The 18,195-nt window shown below is 50.5% G+C and carries 20 protein-coding genes; 10 read left to right on the plus strand and 10 right to left on the minus strand.

Features of this window, described 5'->3' with window-relative positions; all coding sequences use genetic code 11:
- Positions 1-6 precede the first annotated feature (6 nt).
- The 6 genes from MJX74_RS20935 to cyaY are packed head-to-tail and all read right to left on the minus strand — an operon-like array spanning position 7 to position 4,935.
- Positions 7-1,086 carry a heme biosynthesis HemY N-terminal domain-containing protein gene (locus MJX74_RS20935; RefSeq protein WP_240225003.1) on the minus strand — a complete coding sequence of 360 codons (1,080 nt, stop codon included), beginning with the start codon at positions 1,084-1,086 and terminating at the stop codon, positions 7-9.
- Positions 1,083-2,219, minus strand: a complete 1,137-nt coding sequence (locus MJX74_RS20940) for a uroporphyrinogen-III C-methyltransferase (RefSeq protein ID WP_240225004.1) — start codon at positions 2,217-2,219, stop codon at positions 1,083-1,085. Before MJX74_RS20940 ends, MJX74_RS20935 begins: the two co-directional genes overlap by 4 nt.
- Positions 2,216-2,983 carry a uroporphyrinogen-III synthase gene (locus tag MJX74_RS20945; protein WP_240225005.1) on the minus strand — a complete coding sequence of 256 codons (768 nt, stop codon included), beginning with the start codon at positions 2,981-2,983 and terminating at the stop codon, positions 2,216-2,218. The genes MJX74_RS20940 and MJX74_RS20945 overlap by 4 nt, the downstream gene beginning before the upstream one ends.
- Positions 2,980-3,909 carry a hydroxymethylbilane synthase gene (hemC, locus tag MJX74_RS20950; RefSeq protein WP_240225006.1) on the minus strand — a complete coding sequence of 310 codons (930 nt, stop codon included), beginning with the start codon at positions 3,907-3,909 and terminating at the stop codon, positions 2,980-2,982. The genes MJX74_RS20945 and hemC overlap by 4 nt, the downstream gene beginning before the upstream one ends.
- A 1-nt stretch (position 3,910) precedes the next feature.
- On the minus strand, positions 3,911-4,591 hold the full coding sequence (locus tag MJX74_RS20955; protein WP_240225007.1) for an alpha/beta hydrolase: 681 nt from the start codon (positions 4,589-4,591) through the stop codon (positions 3,911-3,913).
- Between the two features lie 26 nt (positions 4,592-4,617).
- Positions 4,618-4,935 carry an iron donor protein CyaY gene (gene cyaY, locus MJX74_RS20960; RefSeq protein ID WP_068237789.1) on the minus strand — a complete coding sequence of 106 codons (318 nt, stop codon included), beginning with the start codon at positions 4,933-4,935 and terminating at the stop codon, positions 4,618-4,620.
- Between the two features lie 71 nt (positions 4,936-5,006).
- On the opposite strand from cyaY, the gene lptM reads away from it, so the two are divergent.
- The 5 genes from lptM to xerC are packed head-to-tail and all read left to right on the plus strand — an operon-like array spanning position 5,007 to position 8,859.
- Complete coding sequence (gene lptM, locus MJX74_RS20965) at positions 5,007-5,195, plus strand: LPS translocon maturation chaperone LptM (RefSeq protein ID WP_068237718.1); 189 nt, start codon at positions 5,007-5,009, stop codon at positions 5,193-5,195.
- Positions 5,182-6,438, plus strand: coding sequence for a diaminopimelate decarboxylase (gene lysA / locus MJX74_RS20970; RefSeq protein ID WP_240225008.1), 1,257 nt, complete (start codon positions 5,182-5,184; stop codon positions 6,436-6,438). Before lptM ends, lysA begins: the two co-directional genes overlap by 14 nt.
- 12 nt (positions 6,439-6,450) lie before the next feature.
- Positions 6,451-7,281 (plus strand): diaminopimelate epimerase, encoded by an 831-nt coding sequence (gene dapF, locus MJX74_RS20975; RefSeq protein ID WP_068237721.1) that lies wholly within the window; start codon positions 6,451-6,453, stop codon positions 7,279-7,281.
- Positions 7,278-7,934 (plus strand): DUF484 family protein, encoded by a 657-nt coding sequence (locus tag MJX74_RS20980; protein ID WP_240225009.1) that lies wholly within the window; start codon positions 7,278-7,280, stop codon positions 7,932-7,934. Before dapF ends, MJX74_RS20980 begins: the two co-directional genes overlap by 4 nt.
- The gene (gene xerC, locus MJX74_RS20985; protein ID WP_240225010.1) at positions 7,921-8,859 is read left to right on the plus strand and encodes a tyrosine recombinase XerC; all 939 of its coding nucleotides are present in this window, start codon (positions 7,921-7,923) and stop codon (positions 8,857-8,859) included. The genes MJX74_RS20980 and xerC overlap by 14 nt, the downstream gene beginning before the upstream one ends.
- 187 nt (positions 8,860-9,046) lie before the next feature.
- On the opposite strand, the gene MJX74_RS20990 is transcribed toward xerC, so the two are convergent.
- Positions 9,047-9,493: a DoxX family protein gene (locus MJX74_RS20990; RefSeq protein WP_240225011.1), complete on the minus strand. Its 447-nt coding sequence runs from the start codon at positions 9,491-9,493 to the stop codon at positions 9,047-9,049.
- Positions 9,494-9,652: 159 nt separating this feature from the next.
- Here MJX74_RS20990 and MJX74_RS20995 point away from each other — a divergent pair, with 159 nt between their 5' ends.
- The gene (locus tag MJX74_RS20995; RefSeq protein WP_240225012.1) at positions 9,653-10,567 is read left to right on the plus strand and encodes a LysR family transcriptional regulator; all 915 of its coding nucleotides are present in this window, start codon (positions 9,653-9,655) and stop codon (positions 10,565-10,567) included.
- A 5-nt stretch (positions 10,568-10,572) separates the two neighbouring features.
- Positions 10,573-11,277 carry an HAD-IA family hydrolase gene (locus MJX74_RS21000; protein ID WP_240225013.1) on the plus strand — a complete coding sequence of 235 codons (705 nt, stop codon included), beginning with the start codon at positions 10,573-10,575 and terminating at the stop codon, positions 11,275-11,277.
- 12 nt (positions 11,278-11,289) lie between these two features.
- Here the strand turns inward: MJX74_RS21000 and MJX74_RS21005 are convergent, their stop codons facing one another.
- From MJX74_RS21005 to MJX74_RS21015, 3 genes are read right to left on the minus strand one after another with little or no spacing between them, the layout of a single operon-like run.
- Positions 11,290-11,748, minus strand: a complete 459-nt coding sequence (locus MJX74_RS21005; RefSeq protein WP_240225014.1) for a hypothetical protein — start codon at positions 11,746-11,748, stop codon at positions 11,290-11,292.
- 16 nt (positions 11,749-11,764) lie between these two features.
- A complete protein-coding gene (locus MJX74_RS21010) occupies positions 11,765-12,223 on the minus strand; it encodes a hypothetical protein (protein ID WP_240225015.1) in 459 nt (152 codons plus the stop codon).
- A 2-nt stretch (positions 12,224-12,225) separates the two neighbouring features.
- Positions 12,226-12,684, minus strand: coding sequence for a hypothetical protein (locus MJX74_RS21015; protein WP_240225016.1), 459 nt, complete (start codon positions 12,682-12,684; stop codon positions 12,226-12,228).
- Between the two features lie 202 nt (positions 12,685-12,886).
- On the opposite strand from MJX74_RS21015, the gene uvrD reads away from it, so the two are divergent.
- The 3 genes from uvrD to MJX74_RS21030 all read left to right on the plus strand — a co-directional run bounded on the left by uvrD (position 12,887) and on the right by MJX74_RS21030 (position 18,043).
- Complete coding sequence (gene uvrD, locus MJX74_RS21020) at positions 12,887-15,058, plus strand: DNA helicase II (protein WP_240225017.1); 2,172 nt, start codon at positions 12,887-12,889, stop codon at positions 15,056-15,058.
- On the plus strand, positions 15,059-17,161 hold the full coding sequence (locus tag MJX74_RS21025) for a tRNA(Met) cytidine acetyltransferase TmcA (protein ID WP_240225018.1): 2,103 nt from the start codon (positions 15,059-15,061) through the stop codon (positions 17,159-17,161).
- Between the two features lie 75 nt (positions 17,162-17,236).
- Entirely contained in the window at positions 17,237-18,043 is an 807-nt protein-coding gene (locus tag MJX74_RS21030; protein WP_240225019.1) for a hypothetical protein, read from the plus strand.
- Positions 18,044-18,195 lie beyond the last annotated feature (152 nt).

Consider the following 18,195-nt stretch of genomic DNA (forward strand, 5'->3'; position numbering starts at 1 on the left):
GGACTATCAACCAAGTTTGGGCTCGTATTGCCGGGCTTTTTGCAGTGCCAGTTCGGCTTGCTCCAGCTCGCCTTCCTGCTGTGCTAAATAGGCAAGCAGCGCATATAAATAGCCATTGCTGCCGTGATCACGCAACCAGCTTTGGGTTTGTTTACGTAATTTCAGCACCGACTTACCCAGCGGTATTTGCCGGATGTAAGGCAACAACTGCGGCAGCTCGGCCAGTTGTAAATGGCTTAGCAACAGCTTTTCGGCCGCATCATTCTGGCCACTTTGCGCCAGTGCCCAGGCGCGGCCAATATTGGCGGCAGTAGATTTACGCTCTTTGGCCGGTAAATTTTGCCAGTACTCTGCGCTTTCATCAAAACGCTGTTGCTGGCTTAGCTGGCTTATTGCCGCCGGATAAATATTAAAGCGCTGTTGCTGCCATTTATCTTTATCAAACCATTGTTGATTAATCGCCGCCGGTATCATCTGCAATAATTGCTGCCATTGTCCGGCTTGCTGCAGTGCATATAAATACAACTGGCCCAGACCTTTATCTTCGGTATCGGCTTTAACTTTCTCGGCAAGCAAAACACACGCCTGCGCGGCCTGGCCTTGCTGTAGCTGTAAATCAGCCTGGATAAAAGCCGTACTGCTGTTGTCTTCGGTCATGGTTTCAATATGGCTGTTGGCCAAAGCGACATTACCGGCATAAAACGCAGCATAAGCGGCCATCAGGCGCTTTTCGCTGTGCATAAAGTCATCGGCACAGGCTTTGGTTAAATGCTGGCTGGCCAGTTGCCATTGCTGTTTGGCATAAGCCTGTAGCCCTAACTCAAATGCCTGCTGGGCTTTACGCTGGCGGCGCCAGCGGAAAAAGTTAAATGACAGATGCTGTAAACGCAATAATTTACGCAGCAGCATAGTCACTAACCACACTACTACACCCGCTAATACCAGCGCGACGATTAAACCCAGCGCGGTCATTTCAAATACCCGCCCGGCCAGAATCACTTTGATATAGCCGGGGTTGTTTACCAGCGAAGGCCCAAGCAGCATTGCTGCTGCAAGCACCAGAATGAGCAATAGCCAGCGGATCATAAGCCGCTCTCCGTCAGTTGTTGCTGATATTGCTGCAGTTGTGCCAGGCTGGTTAACGGCGATGTCTGCGGTACTGCAATGTCAACCGCTGCCAGCGAGGCCAGTTGCTGGCTTAACTGCATCACAGTTTCATCTTCGCTGCTAAAATAACGTTGCAGCTGATCACTGGCTTGCTGCAATGCTGCAGCATATACCGGCGGCTGTTTTTGCATTGCCGCCAGCTCCGCCAGCAGCAACTGCTGATTTAAGCTCACACGTAGCATCAGCTGTTGTTCGGCGGTTAAACTAAAGTAATCTTCTGGTACTGCGGTGCGCACCTGAATTAATTTGCTCCAGCTTTGCTGCCAATAATAGCCCAGCGTCTGGCGCCAGTTCTGGATATCGGTGTCTGGTTTAAGCTCAGGTTGGGCGGCTTTGTCCTGCTGCTTTAACGGCAATGTCATAGTTAACTTACGCATTTGCTGCAGCTGAATATGTACTTTAGCTAGGTCTGGCTGGGTAATATGGCTTAGTTGCTCGTTGTCTGCTGCTATAGCCTGGCGCACTGGTAACAATGATGGGTCGTCCAGATTAGCCAGCTTTTCATCGGCACTGGCCAATAATGAACGGGCGGTGGCGAAATCCTGCTCTAACCAGACTTTTTGTGACGCTAGTTGCAGCAGATATTCTACTTCTGCCAGTAACCAGTGTCTTGGTGGTGCACTGTCACGCTCTTGCACTAACTGCCGTAGCGCCTGAATTTGTGCCTGGCTTTGTGCTGCCAGTTGTTGCTGTTGTTGCACCAGGTTTTGCTCAAGCTGCGCCAGCCGCTGCTGTTGTTCTGTTTGCAACTGCTGTTGCAGTTGTGTGCTGCTGTCTTGTTGTTGCTGGCTTTGATCGGTTAAGCGTTGCTGATTTTGTTGCAAAGTATGCGTTTGCTGCTGCAAATTTTGCCATTGAGGCCATGCCCAGTAGTAACCGCCTGCGGCTAAACCGCCCCCCAGCGCCAGTACCAGCAATAAACTTAAACCACCAGTAAAGCTGCCCTTGCTGCGAACAGTAGGTTCGGTTTCTATTTGTTGCTTTAACTGCTGCAATGGCGCGTCCATTTCTGTTGCGCGCCCTTCTGTTGCACGCTCTAAGGTGTCACTCATTGATATTCCCTCTTAAGCTGGCTTATTGCAGCCAGTAACGCACTGTCATTGGCATTATCGGCAAGCGTAATACGCTCAGCAGCGATACCAAGCGCTAAAGCACTGTCTTGCATCCGTGGACTAACCAGCACCCAGTCACACTGTTGCAACCAGTGGTGATGCCCGGCGCTGATCACACTGAATAACTGCTGTAAAATCTCATTGCTGGTAGCCACAATACAACGAATGCCCGCCAGCTGCCACTGCTGGCACAGCAAAGCGCCGTCCAGCGGCAGCGGCACGCGTTTATAGCTTTGTACATAGCGTACTGTTGCGCCGCGGGCTACCAGGCCCTGCTTAATCAGTTCGCGACCGGCATTGCCACGCACTACCACTATTTGTTTACCTGCCACCTGTTGCAACTGCGGTAATTGCAACAAGCCTTCACTGCGCTGATCTTCAGGTACTATTACTTCACGCGCCAGCCAGCGCTGTAACGCCGATGCAGTAGTGTGGCCTACGGCAAATAAAGGTGCGTTAAGTAAAGCAGCATCAGTTTGATTTTGCAGACAACTTACCGCACTGACGCTAACAAACACCAGCATATCGGCGTGTTGCAAAAACTGTTGATCCTGCGATTTCAGCGCCATCTGGGCAGTGGTGATCAGCGGCTGATACAAATAGGCAATGCCGCTTTCGTCCAGCGAGGCCAGCAGGTTATCTGCCTTACCGGCCGGCCGGGTAATTAAAAACGGTATGGCCTCTGTTGCTGTGCGCTCTGTCATGGCGCAGCCTGATATACCGCCTGTAAAATACGGTCTGCACCTTGTGACAGCAGGTATTCTGCCAGTTCGGCACCTAGCTGTTCGCCCTGTGCTACCGGGCCACGCAACTGATGGCGGATAATTTCGCTACCATCCACGGCCCCCACTAAGCCACGCAACCACAGACTATCGCCTTCTATTACGGCAAAAGCACCAATAGGCACCTGGCAACCGCCTTGCAGTTTACGGTTCATGGCGCGCTCGGCCAGCACGCAACTGCGGGTTGGCGCGTGTTCCAGCGGTGTCAGCAGTTGCTGCACGGCAATATCATCGCTGCGACATTCAATACCTACTGCGCCCTGGCCGTTGGCTGGCAGGCTGGTTTCTACCGGCATTAAGCTGGCTATCCGCTGCTCAAAGCCCAGCCGGATCAAACCTGCTGCGGCCAGAATAATAGCGGCAAACTCGCCGTTATCGAGCTTCGCCAGGCGGGTATTAACATTCCCGCGCAAGTCGCGCACAGTTAAATCTGGCCGCCAGGCTTTTATCTGGCACTGCCGGCGCAAGCTGGATGTACCCACCACGGCGCCGTACGGCAGTTGATCTAAGCTTTTAAAATGATTAGAAACAAAAGCATCCTGCGGGTTTTCCCGCGGGCATATAGTGTGCAGCATCAAGCCAGGCGGGAAATCCACCGGCACATCTTTCATACTGTGCACAGCAATATCAGCACGCCCTTCCAGCATGGCCTGTTCCAGCTCTTTAACAAACAAGCCTTTGCCGCCAATTTTGGCCAGCGGGGTATCAAGAATTTTGTCGCCCTGCGTCGACATCGGCACCAGTTCTACTGTCAGGTGCGGATGATGGCGAAGCAGCTCAGCTTTAACATACTCTGCCTGCCAAAGCGCCAGCGCACTTTTGCGCGTTGCGATACGAATGTTGTTCATATTAACCTGCTATCGGGTTCAGTAAACGCCGCTGAATAAAACTGCTGATATCGGCCACTTCCTGCGCACATACGCTGTGCGGCATCCGGTATTCGTGCCAGCTGACATTAAAACCGGTATTTTTCAGGGTATGAAATGCCTGCTGCCCTGCTGCCATGGGCACTACCGGGTCCTGGCTGCCGTGCGCGATTAAAACCGGAGTGGCTTTATTTGTGCTGCTAGCTTCTTGTTTTAACTTGTCTGGCGCGCACATATAGGTAGACAACGCCATTACGCCAGCCAGCTTATACGGCAAACGCGGTAATAAATGCAGCGCTATAACGCCGCCCTGGCTAAAACCGGCCAGAATAATGCGCTCGCTGCTGATACCATCGCGAATCAGTTTATCCAGCAATTGCTGCACTGCAGCGGCAGATTCACGCACGCCGTCTTCGTCGGCGCGGTTGGCTAAATCCATGGTTTTTATATCGTACCAGGCGCGCATCCGCATGCCGCCATTAACGGTAACCGGGCGCTCTGGCGCATGCGGAAATAAAAACCGTACACCGGCATCTGCCGGTAACCGCAGCTCGGGTACTATAGGCGAAAAACCGTGGCCGGAATCGCCCAGACCATGCAGCCATACTACTGCAGAGCGGGTGTCGCCCTGCGCTTTAACATCAACAAAAGGAAGTAACGCCATTACACCATTCCAAAACGTCAGCGCGCTTAAGGCGCCAGATCAAGAGGCTTACCCGCCTGCTTAGCAGCAGCATCATTCAACAGTTGCCAGAATTCGGCCCCCGTGCGGTTATCAATCCACTTATCGCCATGCCATTCAAAATGGTGGCCGTTAAATTTTGTTGCCACCCACAGCTGGTGCAGCGGCGGCTGCTTATTGATAATAATTTTGCTGCGGTCGGCAAAGCTGATACTAAGCAAGCCGCCATGCGATTCATAATCCAGATCAGCATCGGCATCTTCTACCGCCTGCTCTACTGCCAACAGCGTATTGTCGGCCAATTCATCATATTCTAGGTCATTCATCTGCTTCACCTGTTTGCTTTTATCGCCAAGGATGCGATTATAGAGCGCAACCACCATAAAAAAATAACATCATGCACGCTTTTACAACCAAAGGTCCGCTGTTAACTGTTGCTGCCGCCATTATGCTGTGCAGCATGCTGAGTGCTTGTGGTCAAAAAGGTCCGCTTACCTTACCACAACCGGCACCTGAAGTGGCAGAACCGCAGCAAAACAACGCTAATCCAACCCAACCAACGGATGAACAACGTGGACCATTTTAATTATCAGCAAAACCGCCTGTTTGCGGAACACCAACCCTTAAGCAGCATTGCTGCCGAATTTGGCACGCCCTGCTATGTTTACTCACGCGCTACCATTGCCCAGCATTATCAGGCTTTTGCCAGCGCAGCATCAAAGCATCCGCATAGCTTGGTGTGTTACGCAGTAAAAGCCAATAGCAACCTGGCTATTTTAAACCTGCTGGCCAAACTGGGCAGCGGCTTTGACATTGTATCCGGCGGAGAGTTGCGCCGGGTAATTGCCGCCGGTGGCGATGCGAAAAAAGTGGTGTTCTCCGGTGTGGCTAAAACGGAAGATGAAATGCGTTTTGCGCTGGAACTGGGTATTAAGTGCTTTAATGTGGAATCTATTGCCGAACTGGACCGCCTGCAACTGGTGGCCAGCCGCATTGATAAAAAAGCTGCCATTTCTATCCGGGTTAACCCGGATATCGACGCCAAAACCCACCCTTATATTTCTACCGGTTTAAAAGCCAATAAATTTGGTATTGATATCCTGCTGGCCCGCGATATTTATCGGAAAGCCGCCGGTTACAGCCACCTTGAGGTAGTAGGTGTAGATTGCCACATTGGCTCGCAGTTAACTGAAACCCAACCGTTTTTAGATGCATTGGAAAAGCTGCTGACGTTAATTGATGATTTGGCCACTGATGGCATAGCGTTAAAGCATATTGATATCGGCGGCGGCCTTGGCGTAACTTACGATAAAGAAACTCCGCCCTCGCCGGCCGATTACCTTGGTAAAGTGGTAGAACGGCTAAAAAGCTACCCACAGCTGGAACTGATAATGGAACCCGGCCGCGCCATTATGGCCAATGCCGGTGTATTACTGACCAAAGTAGAATTTTTAAAGCCGGGGCAGGAAAAAAACTTCGCCATTGTTGATGCCGCCATGAACGACTTAATCCGCCCGGCGCTATACAGTGCCTGGCAGGCGATAGTGCCGCTGGAAATTAACACCACGGCGAAACCGGCACTGTACGATATTGTCGGCCCGGTGTGCGAAACCGGTGATTTTCTTGGTAAAGACCGCGAACTGGCCATAGCTCAGGGCGATTTACTCGCCGTGCGTTCAGCCGGTGCCTACGGTTTTACCATGAGTTCAAACTACAACAGCCGCCCACGTGCCGCCGAGGTACTGGTTGATGGCGAAAAAGTGCATTTAATCCGTGCCCGCGAACAATGGCAGGATTTATGGCGTGGCGAACAGATCATTACCGACTAATTAAGGGCGCTGATGTTGCTACATTTCACCAAAATGCACGGCCTGGGTAACGACTTTATGATGGTCGACGCGGTAAGCCAGAATGTATTTCTGACCAAAGAGCAGATTAAAGCACTGGCAAACCGTAATACCGGTATTGGCTTTGACCAGCTGTTGATGGTAGAGCCACCTTATGATCCGGAGCTGGATTTCCACTACCGCATTTTCAACGCCGACGGCTCGGAAGTAGAACAATGTGGTAATGGCGCACGCTGCTTTGCTAAGTTTGTCCGCGCCAGGGGTTTAACCAATAAGCATAAAATTGGCGTTAGCACCAAATCCGGCAAAATAATGCTGTATGTTGAGGCTGATGGCCAGGTTACAGTAAATATGGGCGTGCCACAGCTGGACCCGGCACGGGTGCCGTTTAAAGCACAAAAACAGGAAATTACCTACATACTGCGCGCAGAAGAACACACTATTCTTTGTGGCGTAGTATCGATGGGCAACCCGCATGCTGTGGTAGAAGTCGACGATGTCGGCACGGCGTTGGTACACCAGCAAGGGCCATTGTTTGAACACCACGAACGCTTCCCTGAGCGCGCCAATATTGGTTTTATGCAAATAGTCGCCCCAGGCCATATTAAACTGCGAGTATGGGAGCGCGGTGCTGGCGAAACACTGGCTTGTGGCACAGGCGCTTGCGCTGCCGTAGTGGTAGGCCAGTTACAAAAAAAATTACAGCAGCAGGTACGGGTAGACTTACCCGGCGGCAGCCTGCAAATTCGCTGGAATGGCCCGGGCCAACCGGTAAAAATGACCGGCCCGGCAGAACATGTTTATGACGGACAAATACAGCTATGACAGATAGCCTTACCAAGGACAAAGACCTGCTGGCCGCCCATGTGGTGTACGACTACCTGCAGGATCACCCGGAATTTTTTCAGCAATACCCACAGCTGCTGGCCAACCTACGCTTACCGCATCAGCAACGTGGCAGTGTGTCGCTGGTAGAGCGCCAGTTGGAGCTGCAGCGCGAGAAAATTCAGGCGCTGGAAGACGACATTACCCGGTTAATGTCAGTCGCACGGCAAAATGAACAAATATTTCTGGCGTTTAACCAGTTGCAGGCACAGTTGCATCAGGCAACTAACCTGCAGGATGCGCAAGACAGCCTGCAACAATTTGCTGCCGCCATGCCTTATGTACAGGAATGCCGGTTACTGCGCTTTAGTGACGAGCAAAGCCGTAACCCGTTTCAGTTGTTGCTGTCACGCCGGCTTAACCAGCACGGTATTTATTTAGGCCGGTTAAATAAAGAAGAACAACAGGGTTTGTTTCCCTCGCATATTCACTCGGTGGCGCTGATCCTGATCAGTAGCCAGCAGCAACCGCTGGCTTTACTGGCCTTTGGCAGCGAGCAGGACGATCACTTCCAGCCATCAATGGATAAGCTGTTTATAAGCCATCTGGCCAGCATTTTAGCCCAGCTGTTACCGGGTTATGACGCAGCCTGACACCCCGTTATCGCCGCAGTGGCAACAGCCGCTGCAGGCTTTCTTACAGTATTTACAATTTGAGCGCGGCTACAGCAGCAAAACGCTGGACAGTTATCAGCGCCAGTTACAGCAACTGGCGCTGAGTATCGCTGATGCGGATGCCCACTGGCTTAATATCACAGAAGATCAGTTAAAACAGCATATTGTTAGCCTACGCCGCAGCGGTGCCAAACCACGCACCATAGCGTTAAAAGTAGCAGCGCTACGCAGCTTTTACCGCTTTATGCAGGCGCAAGATAAACGCAGTGATAACCCGGCGCAGTATTTATCAGTACCCAAGGCCGCACGCAGCCTGCCAAAAAACCTTAATGTGGATCAGCTAAACCACCTGCTGAGTTTTGACAGCAATGACGATATTCTCGCCTGTCGCGATAAAGCCATGCTGGAGCTGTTCTATTCATCCGGTTTACGGCTGGAAGAACTGGTCAATGCCGATATCAGCGATATCGACTGGCAACAGCAGTTACTGCGGGTGACAGGTAAAGGCAGTAAGCAACGAATAGTACCGGTAGGTAAAATTGCGCTGGCCGCTTTACAAGACTGGTTAAAACAACGGCCGGCGTTTAGCGCCAAGCTGCCAGAAGAGGATGCCAATGCGCTATTTATCAGCAAGCAGCATAAACGTATCAGCACCCGCCATGTGCGCGAGCGGGTACAGTTATGGGCCAAACAACAAGGCTTAAACCAGCACGTACACCCGCATATGCTGCGCCACTCGTTCGCCAGCCATATGCTGGAGTCCAGCCAGGACTTACGCGCCGTGCAGGAACTCTTAGGCCACGCCAACCTGAGCACCACCCAGGTTTACACTCACTTGGATTTCGCCCACCTGGCTAAGGTATACGATAACGCCCATCCAAGAGCAAAGAAGAAATCCAACTAACAACATCTTGCTATGCCTCCTGCACGGGAACCGGTTTGCCCACACCAACACGCCATGAATATGTCCCTATAGGCTCGATTCAGGCATCCATGCCTTCAACGGTTGGTTTAGGGCAAGCCGATTCCCTTTTTTAGCTCTCCAATAAAAACGCCCGGCAGAACCGGGCGCTTTTATTTATTACTTAGTCTTAGCTAAACCGCTTCGCCAGCAAGTTATCTACTGAGGCTTTACCGGCGCCGCTAAACAGCAGCGATACGCTGGCTGCCAGTAAGGCTAAACCAAATTCGTAGCCGTTACTGCTCATAAACATACCGTTTGGCAGATGCACGGCCACTATTGCTACTACCATGGCAATACTTAGCGCCAGCGCGGCCGGGCGGGTTAACAGGCCCAGAACCAGCGCGATACCGCCGAAAAACTCGGCTGCGCCGGCCAAAAACGCCATTACAATACCCGGTGATAAACCTATGCTATCCATCCAGCCACCGGTACCTTCCAGGCCGTAGCCGCCAAACCAGCCAAACAATTTTTGCGCACCGTGGGCGGCAAAGATAATACCAACCGGAACCCGTAATGCTAAAGCAGCTATGCCGGCGTTTGAGCTTAAAATTTTGTTTACGATTGAAGTAGCCATAATGTCACCTGTCAAATTGTTTAAAGTTAAGTTTACTGCCTCTCGACAGCACACTTTGCGTCGATGTAGTCACTATAGCCAAATAATTTTTGCGGCAAAAGCGCAATGTTTTGACTACACTATTCAAAATATTTGAATTTAGCTTTAAATGAGCCTGCTATGCATAACGTACTGAGTTTAGACGCTTTACGCGCACTGGACGCGATAGAGCGCAAGGGCAGCTTTGCCGCCGCAGCTGAAGCGCTGTACAAGGTGCCTTCAGCCTTGAGCTACACCATTGCCAAGCTGGAGTCTGATTTAGGCGTAGCTTTATTTGACCGCAGCAAACAGCGGGCCCAGTTAACCCCGGCCGGGCAGTTGCTGCTGGAGCAGGGCCGTACCTTGTTGCATGCCGCTAACCAGCTGCAAAATGCGGTAAAGCAGCTGGATACCGGCTGGGAAACCCAGCTAATGATTGCCAAAGACAGCATTATTCCGAATGCTCCGCTGCTGGATGTAATTGGTCAGTTTTTGCAGCTGGGCAAAATTACCCAGGTGCTGGTAAAAGAAGAAGTGATGGCCGGCGGCTGGGAAGCATTGCAAACCGGTCGGGCTGATATTGCCGTTGGTGTATCCGGCGATTTACCCAAGGGCCAGTTTAATTTGCTGCCGCTGGGTGAAGCGGAATTTGTGTTTGTCGTAGCGCCGCATCATCAGTTGGCGGCGCTGGATCGCATTGTTGGCATCGAAGATGTACAACAGTTTGCCGCCATTGTTGTAGCCGACTCGGCACTGGACGCGCCCAAGCGATCGTCCGGCTTGTTCGATACCCGGCAGCGCGTTATTGTCAGTAATATGCAGGCAAAAATAGACGCGCAAAAACAAGGCTTGGGTATCGGCTTTGTGCCACGCCATCTGATCAGCGAAGAACTGGCACGCGGTGAACTAATCGCCAAAGCCAGCAGTATACCCAGAGACAAAGTGCCGGTGTATATGGCGTGGCAAAAACACAGCCATGGCCAGGCGTTAAGCTGGTTTAGCCAGTATCTGGCGGCAGTAAACTGGCAGCAGGTGTTTCAGCCATCAACATGGTAGCGAATATGCAATTATTTAAAGCACTAAGCCCGGTTAGCGTATTGTCGTTTGATTTAGACGATACTTTGTACGACAACAAACCGGTTATCGACGCAGCCGAACAGGCTATGCTGAACGCTTTGGCGCAACAGGCTCCGGCCAGTAAAGCCACAGACAGTGCGTTTTGGTGGCAGCAGCGCTTAAAGCTGGCCAGTATTGAGCCTGAGATCCGTCATGATGTTGGCCGCTGGCGTCTGCTGGGTATTGAAGCCGGTCTGCTTGAATTGGGCTTGCCCCGCACTGAAGCGCGGCGCGCTGCCGAACAAGGTTACGCTGCTTTTCTTGATGCCCGCACCAGGATAACCGTGTCGCCCGAAGTAACGCAGCTACTCTGTGTGCTGGCAAAACAGTATCGTTTAATCGCCATTACCAATGGTAATGCCTGTATTAATAAAATGGGGATCGGCGAATTATTTGCATTCAGTTTGCAGGCTGGCCCTGATGGCAGGATGAAACCCTATACCGATTTATTTATGACAGCCGCTGCACGCTTGCAGGTAGCCCCTGCGCAAATACTGCATATTGGCGACAGCCACCGCGCTGATGTGATGGGCGCGCTAAGCGCCGGTTGTCAGGCGGCATGGTTGGATCACTATCAAAGTAATGTGCCAGTACTGCCGCATATCCGCCTTACTGATGTGCAGCAGTTGAAGCATTTATTATCCAACTAGGGTGTGAAAAGCCTACTTTCTCTGCTCCAAAAATGAAGGCTTTGTGCGCTGCCAGCAGGTATCGCCATTTTTATGTAACACGGCCTTATCAACAACTAAACGACCTTTAAAGTAACTAATGTCTGGATCTACGGCTTTAATAAAAGTACCCCATAGTTCAACCCACTCACCATTACACGTCGAAACAGACAAACTTCCCTCTTCGTCTTCAGAGTCATCTAGAACATTAATACTCATTGGGCGTAATAAATATTCTGCGTGCCGCTCGTCGAAAAAAAGATTATTTTCACTGTAACCAATAAAGATACCATCTACGACAATATTTTTATCATAATGCTCTTCCGGCGCCGCAATTAACCTAATGACGGAAGTTTGCAACTGATAGGTTTTTGGCTCTGAAGCAGCATATAACACAGGAAAGAGTGCGCCAACGAGCACTAAAGCAGCTGATAAGGTATGAATCTGATTCATATTACCTTTTTACCACTCAATTGAGCATTTCTAAGGGAAACGCCTTTTTTCTTTCCCAGCAATGCTTGCCCTTAGTATAAGAGTACATCCGGTCAACAATTAACCGTCCTTGAACCTCCCGGCGCTCTTTATTAAACACCGCAAGATAGTACCCGTGTACTTCTACCCAACCATTGTTACATTCCGTGTCATTAAGTTCACCGGTTTCAGTGTCATCTAAAATGTTCACTGCTGACAGTATGTCACGCACTGTGGCGTGCTCAGAAGTCAGGTATAACCAACTATCACCGGCACTAGCAAAGTAACCGTTAACCGTAACTCTTTTATTTAAAAAATTATTAGGGTTGCTAATCAACTGTATCAGACTTGAGGGATGTATCTCAGAGCTACCGTAAAATGCATCCGCGTCAAACTTTTCAGTTGCATGAATGCATCCTGACAACAAAATTAACACAGCCAGATATAACGATTTCATTATTATTTAAACCTTTTGAAAGTACTCTCATCACAGTAAAAAACAGATTTTAGTGCATCCATACCTGTACCAACGAGAAAAACGGGAGTTTGAGTTTTTCTGGAAAGCTGTTTGCAGTCATGGACAGTTACTCGCCCCATAATACTGGTCAATCTATAACTTGGCGGTGCCGCGACAACAATAGCAACTTCTTGGAAAATATCCCGCCAAGTACAAACCAGTCCATTTTGAAAGCACTCGCGCCCATCCCATGCGTCAGTCCCTATCGTCCCTAATTTATATTCACCATTTTTGTCCTTTCTAACAACAAGGCCGATAAATCTGTGCTTTCTGATTGGATCTGCAGTTAAAGGATCATGCGCTAACCTTGTCTGCATACCGAGGTTACCTCTGGCAACATCTAACACTGCCAAAAATTTATTGTCTTCACACAACGCCTTACACTCTTCAATCCCTGCCATTTTCGATACTCCCTCAATTTTAGAAACTCAGTATAAAAACCTCACTGCAAAACATCAACCTAATAAAAACACATATTTAACATTTAGTCTTATTCTCTTATTAGTACAACTGGTTATTTATCCACTAAAAGCAGTTCACTTTACTTGGCGCAAGGCGTAGGGCTGCTATAATGGCCGCCATTGTGCTTAGCGAGACTTTCTGATGGATGTATCTTACCTGCTGGACGGGCTGAACGATAAACAACACGATGCGGTGGCAGCATCACCGCAACATATGCTGGTGCTGGCCGGGGCTGGCAGTGGCAAAACCCGCGTGCTGGTGCATCGATTAGCCTGGTTAATGCAGGTAGAACGGGTGGCGCCTTACAGCTTGCTGGCGGTAACCTTTACTAATAAAGCCTCGCAAGAAATGCGCAGCCGGATTGAAAGCACCATAGGCGTCAGTTTAAACAACCTGTGGATGGGTACCTTTCATGGTTTGTCGCACCGAATGCTGCGGGCGCATTATCAGGAAGCCGGCTTGCCGCAGGGCTTTCAAATCATCGACAGCGACGATCAGTACCGGCTGGTAAAGCGGGTATTAAAAGCACTGAACCTGGATGAAAAACACTGGCCGCCAAAGCAAATTCAGTGGTTTATTAATGCCCGCAAAGACGATGGCCTGCGCCCTGGCATGATCGACGCCGCCGGCGATTTCAGTCTGCAGCAGATGGTAAAAATTTACGCCGCTTATCAGGATATGTGCGACCGCGCAGGTTTAGTCGACTTTGCCGAAATACTTTTGCGCAGCTTTGAGCTGTTAAAACAAAACAGCGAAGTACGCGGCCATTATCAGCAGCGTTTTCGCCATATTCTGGTCGACGAGTTTCAGGATACCAACGCCATTCAGTACCAGTGGCTGCGCCTGTTAGCCGGCAGCACTGCCAAAGTGATGATTGTGGGTGACGATGACCAGTCTATTTATGGCTGGCGTGGTGCCCGGGTAGAGAATATCCAAACCTTCTTAAAAGACTTCCCGGACGTTGAAACCGTGCGGCTGGAGCAAAACTACCGCTCTACTGAAACCATCTTAAAAGCCGCTAATGCTGTGATTGCCAATAACACTGGTCGCCTCGGCAAAGACTTATGGACTGACGGCGCTCAGGGCGAAGTTATTTCCTTATATACCGCCTTTAACGAGCTGGACGAAGCGCGCTTTATTGTCGGCCGTATCCGCGATTGGCACAAACAGGGCGATCGCTTAAGCGAAGCAGCAATTTTATACCGCAACAACGCCCAGTCGCGGGTACTGGAAGAAGCGTTAATTCAGGAAGGTTTGCACTATCGTATTTACGGCGGCCTGCGCTTTTATGAGCGTCAGGAAATTAAAGATGCGCTGGCCTACCTGCGCCTGCTGCATAACCGCCAGGATGACGCCGCCCTCGAACGTGTTATTAATACGCCGGTGCGCGGCATTGGTGATACCACGTTAAATAAAGTACGTGAGCACTCCCGCGCTCAGCAGCAAACACTGTGGCAAAGCCTGCAGCAAATGCTGGCGCAAAAGCTGCTTACCGGGCGCGCCGCCTCTGCCATCGATAACTTTATGCAGTTAATTGAGCAGTTAGATACTCAGGTGAAAGAGTTACCGCTGCATGAGCAAGCCGAACATGCCATTAAGCAGTCTGGTTTATATGCTATGTATCAGGCAGAAAAGGGCGAGAAAGCCGAAACGCGGATTGAAAACTTAAACGAGCTGATTACCGCTTGTCAGAACTTTGATGAGCGCCGCGCTGAAGATATGACACCACTGGCGGCTTTTTTATCTCAAGCTGCGCTGGAAGCCGGTGAGTACCAGGCCGAAGAGCACTCGGATGCTGTGCAATTGATGACATTGCACAGTGCCAAAGGGCTGGAGTTTCCGCTGGTGTTTATCTGCGGCCTGGAAGAAGGCATGTTCCCCAGCCAGCAAAGTGGCGACGACCCAACCCGGTTAGAAGAAGAGCGCCGGCTGTGTTATGTCGGCATGACGCGGGCAATGAAAAAGCTGTACTTAACCCATGCCGAAAGCCGTCGTTTATATGGTCAGGAGCAATACCATAAGCCGTCACGCTTTATCCGTGAAATTCCGGCGGAATACGTAGAAGAAATCCGCCTGACCACTCAGGTTAGCCGGCCCACCCAATTTAACCGCTTTGGCAGCGCCGCCTCGCACGTCGCTTTTGAAAATACCGGATTTAAGCTGGGCCAGCGGGTGTTGCACGATAAATTCGGCGAAGGTACCGTGCTTAACTATGAAGGCACCGGCAGCCAGTCGCGCATTCAGGTGAATTTCGACGATCTGGGCAGCAAGTGGCTGGTCACGGCTTATGCCCGGCTGCAGGCGGTTGGCTAAATGCCGCTAACTGCGCTGCTGGCTCAGCTACAACAGTGGCAGCAACAAGCCGCGCAGCTGCATATCCGTTTGCCGGTTATTTGGCAGGGTACAGCAGAGTCTCTGCTGGCGCACACTACGGCACTGCTGAGCACTATTGGCTATGACAAGCTGTATTGGCTTGGTGCTGAGGCGCCTGCCGATGCCGTTAACTTAACCGGCAAACACAATTATCAGTTGCTAGGCAGTGAATGCGATATTTTAGTGATCAATGCGTTCAGCGGCTTTAACGCCGATCTGGTAGCAGCTTCAGCCGGTTGCGTTAAAGCCGGCGGTATCTGGTTGCTGCTCTGCCCACCGTTTGCAAAGTGGCAACAACAAGCTAATCCGGCGCATAAGAGTCTGTTACCTTACCCTCTGGATGCCGCTACGCATCAGGGCGGCTTTTTGTCATTCTTGCTTGCTCAGTTACAACAGCAAAATGCGCTTTTTATTAATGAGCAACATGTTACAGATCCGCTAAGCTGGCCAGCCATGGCACAGCCCAATCAGGCCCCAGCACCCTGCGTTACCGCAGAGCAACAAGGTGCAATTGCGGCAATCTTACACGTTGTTAGTGGCCATCGCCGCCGCCCACTGGTGCTGGCAGCTGATCGTGGCCGCGGAAAATCGGCAGCATTGGGTATTGCTGCGGCACAACTGGCAGCACAGGGTAAACAACTGCTTATTACTGCTGCGTCACCGCAAGCTGCGGCTACTGCCTTAACGCATTTTTCGCAGCTCGCTCCTGCAGCACAACAGAGTAACCTGCAGTTTATTCCGTTTGATGAACTGCTGCGTAGTACTCAAACCGCCGACCTGTTATTAGTCGATGAAGCGGCCACTATACCCACGCCGGTGTTGCAACAATTACTGCAACGTTTTAGCCGCATCGTATTTGCTACTACAGAGCATGGGTATGAGGGCACAGGCAGGGGCTTTCAGCTGCGCTTCCAGCAGTATCTTAATCAGCAATGCCCCGGCTGGCGCAAACTACAAATACAACAGCCCATCCGCTATCAACAGGCCGACCCGCTGGAGCAATTAGTCTTTAATTGTTTTTTGTTACGGCAAAGCAGCAATGAACTGACCTATTCCGCGAATAATGAACTCTGCGCGGTGACTTATCAGGCCAAAGATTGGCTGAACAACACCAACAAGCTGCAGCAAGTATTTAGCCTGCTAAGCCTGGCACATTATCAAACTCAGATTAAAGATCTAGCCGCCCTGCTGGATAACCCCCAGCTACAGGTCATGACACTGGAGCAACACAGCCAGGTGCTGGCTTGTGTGTTAATCAGTAGTGAGGGCGATATTCCGCCAGAGCTGGCTAATCAGATATACCTCGGTGAACGCCGTGTACAAGGCCATTTACTGGCACAAAGCCTGGCGTTTCACCTGGCTCAGCCTAAACTTGCCAGCTTGAGCTTATGGCGCATAATGCGGATTGCTGTGCAGCCGGTGTTACAAAAGCAGGGCCTGGGAACAAAACTGCTTGTGTTTGTTAGCCAACAAGCCAAACAGCAAAACATCCATTTTCTTGGTACCAGCTTTGGCGTTAGCACAGAGCTGCTGCAGTTCTGGCAGCTCAATGACTATGTGGCCATACGCCTTGGGGTCAGCTCAGATAAAGCCAGCGCAGAATACTCCATACTGATGCTAAAACCCGTTACCGCAGATGGCGAGGTAGTACCACAACTTAACCGGCAGTTTGGCCATAACCTGTTTCTGACATTATCAGGCCAATATCCGCAGCTAAGTGCCAGTCTTGCACTACAATTGGCAACACCTTTGCCAGATATCCCGGCACTAACAGAGGCCGAATTGCAGCAGTTAGCACTCTTTTGTCGTAACCAAAGGCCCTACGAGTTGATTGACCCTATTCTGCAGCGCTGGTTTTGCAGGCACTACCGCGTCTTGCAGCCAGAGTTGGCAGCGCCACTTTGTAGCCTCTACTGGCAACATAGCAGTTGGCCTGATCTACTTACACAATATGGTTTTAACAACAAAAATTCCGCGCTGGCACTGTTTCGCCAGCATATTACAGAATTTATATCAGCCCAAAAAACTGCCCCCCTCCGCTAGCTGAAGCTACTTCGGCTTCCTTTTTTCTGTCAATCAGGCTAAGGTGCAGATATTCTGTAATGGGTACTTATCTAGATGATCTCTATTATTCCGCTGCTGGGCATTTTATCCATGCCTGTTACTACGGCAACTTTTTCTGGTTCAGAGCGAAGAACGCTACAATCCGCTATCAGCAGTGCGCTTTATTCAGAAGAGCTTCGCCGGTTTTATCAGCAGTGCAAGCAAGCAGATACAGACCTGGCTGATGCAGCATTGCCCCCGGATAATCAGCGCCTAAAGCTTCAACAATTGCTGCAACAAAAAGTGCATAGTGCAGATATCCAATATTTACTTAATGCCGATCCAAAGCTGACAGCAGATCTTAAGCAAAATATATTAACGCTGAAAAATTGTGCTGACGTTGTAGCATTTCAAACGCTGCAGGATAGCTATGACTTAGCCTTATTTTCGCTTGAAATAGCCACACCACTGAGTAAGCCTCTTAGTGATAAAAGCTCGGTTAGTGCATCGCAAGTCAAGCAGGCGCAACAACAGACACTCGCCTTGATAGAAGGTAGCCATGCCATCGCCTGGGCTAATGTTGCAGACAGGCAGCAATTAAGCGCAGTGCAGCAAGCTAACTACCTGCACCCAGACTATCAAAGCCGCTATGTTTTTAAGGTGCAGCACGGATGGCGAGGCAATACTGGCCACTATCTGGGCATGCATATTTTTGTCAGCGATGCTGATATTGATAAAACAGCTAAGCAGTGGCTGATTTTTTTAGACAAAAATGGCCACTTTATTAATGCATTAGAGGCAGAACAAGCGTCTGATCACCTAAAAGCACTGCAAAATGCCGATTGGCGCTATGATGTGCACGGTAGTCTGCATCGCAATTGATGCCACAACAAGCCCGCTCAGCGGGCTTTTTTGTATCTTATAGGCCATTTGTTGTAACTTGGACTGCAATAAGCGCAAAGCAAAAAGCCCTACGCGGATGCGTAGGGCTTTGCTTAATTGGGAGGCTGCGGGGCTGGCCATCCAGCGGTGAA

Origin of the sequence: Rheinheimera hassiensis, from assembly GCF_022436675.1 — a bacterium.
GTDB classification, from domain to species: Bacteria; Pseudomonadota; Gammaproteobacteria; order Enterobacterales; family Alteromonadaceae; genus Alishewanella; species Alishewanella hassiensis.